Here is a 4,475-nt window from a genome sequence, read left to right as displayed (position 1 = left end):
GTGGGCAGTGGGGTTATTTTTGGCCCGGGAGTGCCTGGTGGAGATGGACGTGCCCACGCGGCAATCCTATGTCATGGCGGTGGTCGAGCCGGAGGAACGCACCTTCTCGAGCGGCATCACGAACCTCACTCGAAACGTCGCCTGGGCTGCCGCTCCTTCGTTCGCCGGCTACTTCATGCAGCACGTTGCCCTGGCCGCTCCCCTCTTCCTGGGCGGCGGCATCAAGATCACTTACGACATTCTGCTCTATCTCGCCTTCCGTCGCTTGAAGCCGCCCGAGGAGCGAACCGCTGCCGGGGGCAACACCCCCATTGACGGGCCAGAAAGAACCAGAGGAAAGATGAAGTGACCGCTTTTCCCGCGAGGCAGAGGGATTCATCCTGAACCCTTCACAGGAAAGCGTTCAGGGGGGAGGATTGCCCGCAAACGAGCCAGAAGGGAGACGCTTTAAACGACGTACGGCTGGTGGCCGGGAGACCCCCATGTCTGCACGCTGGAGATGAGTTGGGCACGGTTTCTCTTGAGGCGGGCAGTAGCACCGTGCTTCCCGCCGATGACTTGGCCTCCGGAGCCCGGCACCCGGCTCGACAACGAATGGCACGGGGAAAGACGGAAGGGAACTAGAAGTTATCTCATAAATCACATTAAGGCCAAATAGGTGTTGCAGATCGTAGCTGTTGGGCTGAAATCAGCCCATGGACCTCACCGACGCCCAATGGGCCAAGCTCAAACGGTTCTTTCCCTCGCAGCGGCCTCGGTGCCGCTGGCGGTGCTGAACGGGATCCTCTGGGTGCTGCGCACCGGGGCTCCCTGGCACGACCTGCCCGAACGTTATCCGTCTTACCAGACCTGCCATCGTCGCTTTCAGCAGTGGCAGCGGGATGGCACGCTGACCGGCATCTTGCGCCGACTGGCCGAAGACTTACGCGACCGGGGCAAGCTGGATTTGTCGGAGACGTTCATCGACGCCAGCTTCACCCCGGCCAAAAAAGGGGCGCTGCTGTCGGCCCAACTCGCCGCGGCAAAGGCGGCAAAATCATGGCGATCGCAGACCGCCATGGTCTTCCTGTCGCCTGCAGCCTCGCCAGCGCTTCGCCGCATGAAACGCAACTCGTCGAAGCCACACTCGCACAGCGTTTCGTCCGCGCCAAGCCAGAAAAGATGATCGGCGACGCGGCCTACGACAGCGACCCGCTCGATCAGCAACTGCGTCGAGATCACGGCATCGAACTGGTGGCGCCGCACCGACCTAACCGGCGACGCAAAACCCAAGACGGCCGCGCCCTGCGCCGCTACTGCCGCCGCTGGAAGATCGAGCGCCTTTTCGCTTGGCTGTACAACTTCCGCCGGCTGGTCGTGCGCTGGGAATCCTACGAAGAGAATTTCCTCGCCATGATCCAGCTCGGCTGCCTCGTCATCCTCCTGAGGCATTTATGAGATGGCTTCTAGTGTCCTGAGTCAGAAGTTCGTTGCATTAGCGGAGCCCTCTGGGGTGCGGCGGCTTGCCGCCGCCTTAGCGCAGCAGGAGCTTGCTCCTGCTCTAAGTCACTGATGGCGCGGAGGCAAGCATCCACGGGCAAGGCGGGAGCCCTTCGACTTCGCTCAGGACAAGCAAGCTCCCGCACTCCCAAAGGTTTGCATTCGCGTTCGAAGAATTATTGGACGAATTTCTGACTCAGGGCACTAGGGCGTAGCTGACAGCAGACACCTCTCCGTTGTTGAATAATTAAACTAATTCTAGATACGGCCCACCCTGTTCGTCGGCCGCCGCGCCTTTCAGCGCATGCTCTTGGTGTGAAATTCCACATTGGCAAGTACTGAAACGGGGATTACTGCATCTGCCTAGTGGCCGTTTTTCAGCGGATTGCCCGCCGAAACGTAAACAACATCGCTTGGCATGACGCGTGCTCGCCAGATAACGAATCCAAGACTTCCGCCCGCACCTTAACCAAGGCGGGGGCAGGAAAGCTTGGAATCAGAGTAAAAAATGAAACGCTGCGAACCCAGCGCGCTGCGTTCTTACTCTCCCTATGTCCTCCTGCAGGACTCAGCCGCTGGTAACTCACCAAGCGCTGCGCTAATCCTTCGACCGGTTTTCCCCTGTCCATTTCGAGTCGAGCGTGTGGCAAGGTTCGGGCGTTCGGAAACAGTTAAGTCCGACTCCGTTCACGACATGATCGAAAAGCTGGCCAAGCCAGTTGACCGTCATGACTGGAAAGATACACCAGAAGGAGACATGCAATGACAACCAGACGAGATTTTCTAAAGATGGGTGCGCTGGCTGGCGGGGGACTTCTCTTGCCCTTGAAGTGGAACGTCCCGTCCGCCTTCGCGCAGACTCTTGGCCGGAGCCTTCAGAGATTCGTGGATCCGCTGCCCATGCCACCCGTGATGCAACCCATCACAGGTGTGGCTGGGGGAGCCGCCTACTACGAGGTTGCAATGATGCAGTTCAAGCAGAAGCTGCATCGCCACCTCGCTCCTACGAAGGTGTGGGGGTACAATGGCAGCTACCCCAGCGCAACCATCGAGGCACGGACCGGCGAGCCAGTCCAGGTCAAATGGATCAACAGCCTTCCCGCAACCCATTTCCTGCCGGTGGACAATACCCTCGCTGGTGCTGAAACGAACGCTTCCCGCGCTGTTGTACACCTGCACGGTGGTCACGTACGGCCAGAAAACGATGGTGGTCCTAATGACTGGTTCCTACCCGGCAACTTCAAAATCTTCGACTATCCTAACAGCCAGCGGGCAACCACGCTCTGGTTCCACGATCACGCGCTCGCCATCACGCGCCTGAACGTTTACGCGGGGCTTGCCGGCTTCTATCTGATCCGAGATGGCGAAGAGGACAGCCTCAACCTCCCCAGCGGAGCCTACGAGATTCCGCTCGTGATCCAGGATCGGTCGTTCAACAATGACGGCTCCCTGTTTTACCCGAATACAGGTCAAGGCGCCCCACCTCCTGTGCCTCCAATTTGGGTGCCGGAGTTCTTTGGGGATACCTCCCTGGTGAACGGTAAGGTCTGGCCGTTTTTGAACGTGGAGCCGAGGAAGTACCGTTTCCGGTTCTTGAACGGCTGTAACGCCCGGTTCCTTAACCTGAAGCTCCTCGAGAGCACGGCGGGTGGCATTATCCTCGACCCGGCGGCTTTTGGACCAGTGTTCAACCAGATCGGGAATGAGGGCGGGTTCCTGCCCGAGCTGGTGGCGCTCAACGAAATCCTGCTCGGGTCGGCAGAACGCGCTGATGTCATCATTGACTTCTCGGGCCATGAGGGGAAATATTTTGTCCTCCAAAACAACGCGCCCTCGCCATTTGGAGGGGTATTTGACCCCTCGGCTGACGAAGCTCCTCTTCCTGAAATCATGCAGTTCAGAGTGACCCTGCCGCTTTCGGGCATGGACACCAGTTCTCTGCCGTCGAAGCTGCCAGACATCACCGACCTCCCTAGACAGTCGGCGGTGAGGGATTTGACCCTCGAAGAACTTCTGGACGCAAACGACAACCCCATCATGTTGATGCTCGATGGAAAGCACTTTGATGAGCCCATCTCGCAGATGCCGAAGCTCAACACGACTGAGATCTGGCGCCTGATCAACCTCACGGGGGACACGCACCCCATTCACCTACACCTGGTCCAGTTCCAGGTCCTTGACCGGCGGCCGTTCGACGTGGACTTCTTCAACCTAACAAAACAGATTAAGTTCACCGGGCCTCCTGTTCGGCCAGCCCCCAATGAGCGCGGGCGGAAGGACACCGTCCGAGCGAACCCGGCAGAGGTCACCCGGATCAAGGCGCTCTTCGACATCGCTGGGAAGTATGTCTGGCACTGCCACATCCTGGAGCACGAGGACAACGACATGATGCGCCCATACGAAGTCGTGCCGTAGCAGATGCCGTAAAAGGTGCTCTCCGCCTCGACAGCATCGAAGTGCCGGGCGCAATAGTTCAGGTAGTCGGGTGGCTTTAGATCCTCTGGATAGAAGCCACCCAACCAGCCTGTAGCCGTGAATCCATAGGCTGGAAACATTCCCATACTGAAAAGATTCAGTCGGGGGCTTCTTCGGAATACTTGAGGGAGAGGATGCCACAGCAATCGGCACAGACAAACTTGCCGCTGTCGCCTTCGAGCCCCGATCCCTTCGGGGCGAGCGAGCAAACATTCAGGCTGTGGCAGCGGGCGCACTCGGTGGTGGGCAGCAGGCAATCTTTTTCGCCCGGTGGAGGTTCCACGCCCGCCATCTCCTCGCCCGTAAAGCTGGTGACGGGCCAGAACTGGAAGTAGCAGTTTCCGCAGACGTGGCTGAAGCAGCACTTCGGCTCGCAGGAGTAGGTGATGTCGGCCGAGCCGCACTTCGGACAGACGAGTTCGAGCGGAACCAGTCGCATGAGACTGCATTTTCCCACGTTACATGTTCGCGGCAAAATAGGGTTTGCACCGCCGGTTGCTCGCAGCGAAGAGGAAGAGCGC

4 protein-coding genes and 1 pseudogene are annotated in these 4,475 nt (G+C 59.0%); 4 read left to right on the top strand and 1 reads right to left on the bottom strand.

Translation table 11 applies throughout. From position 1 onward, the window contains the following. The 4 genes and pseudogenes from VIH17_04900 to VIH17_04885 form a co-directional block, all read left to right on the top strand. On the top strand, positions 1 to 349 hold a 349-nt coding region (locus tag VIH17_04900; protein ID HEY4682571.1), incomplete at its 5' end, for a hypothetical protein. A 366-nt stretch (positions 350 to 715) separates the two neighbouring features. Beyond that, positions 716 to 889 (top strand): annotated as a pseudogene (locus VIH17_04895) (transposase). Positions 890 to 1,038: 149 nt separating this feature from the next. Then, on the top strand, positions 1,039 to 1,437 hold the full coding sequence (locus VIH17_04890) for an IS5 family transposase (GenBank protein HEY4682570.1): 399 nt from the start codon (positions 1,039 to 1,041) through the stop codon (positions 1,435 to 1,437). Positions 1,438 to 2,241: 804 nt separating this feature from the next. Beyond that, positions 2,242 to 3,894: a multicopper oxidase gene (locus VIH17_04885; GenBank protein HEY4682569.1), complete on the top strand. Its 1,653-nt coding sequence runs from the start codon at positions 2,242 to 2,244 to the stop codon at positions 3,892 to 3,894. Positions 3,895 to 4,051: 157 nt separating this feature from the next. Here VIH17_04885 and VIH17_04880 read toward each other — a convergent pair whose 3' ends face one another. Continuing rightward, complete coding sequence (locus tag VIH17_04880) at positions 4,052 to 4,393, bottom strand: hypothetical protein (protein ID HEY4682568.1); 342 nt, start codon at positions 4,391 to 4,393, stop codon at positions 4,052 to 4,054. Between the last annotated feature and the right edge of the window lie 82 nt (positions 4,394 to 4,475).

Source organism: Candidatus Acidiferrales bacterium (assembly GCA_036514995.1).
GTDB lineage: Bacteria > Acidobacteriota > Terriglobia > Acidiferrales > DATBWB01 > DATBWB01.
This window is presented reverse-complemented; position numbering and strand designations above follow the sequence as displayed.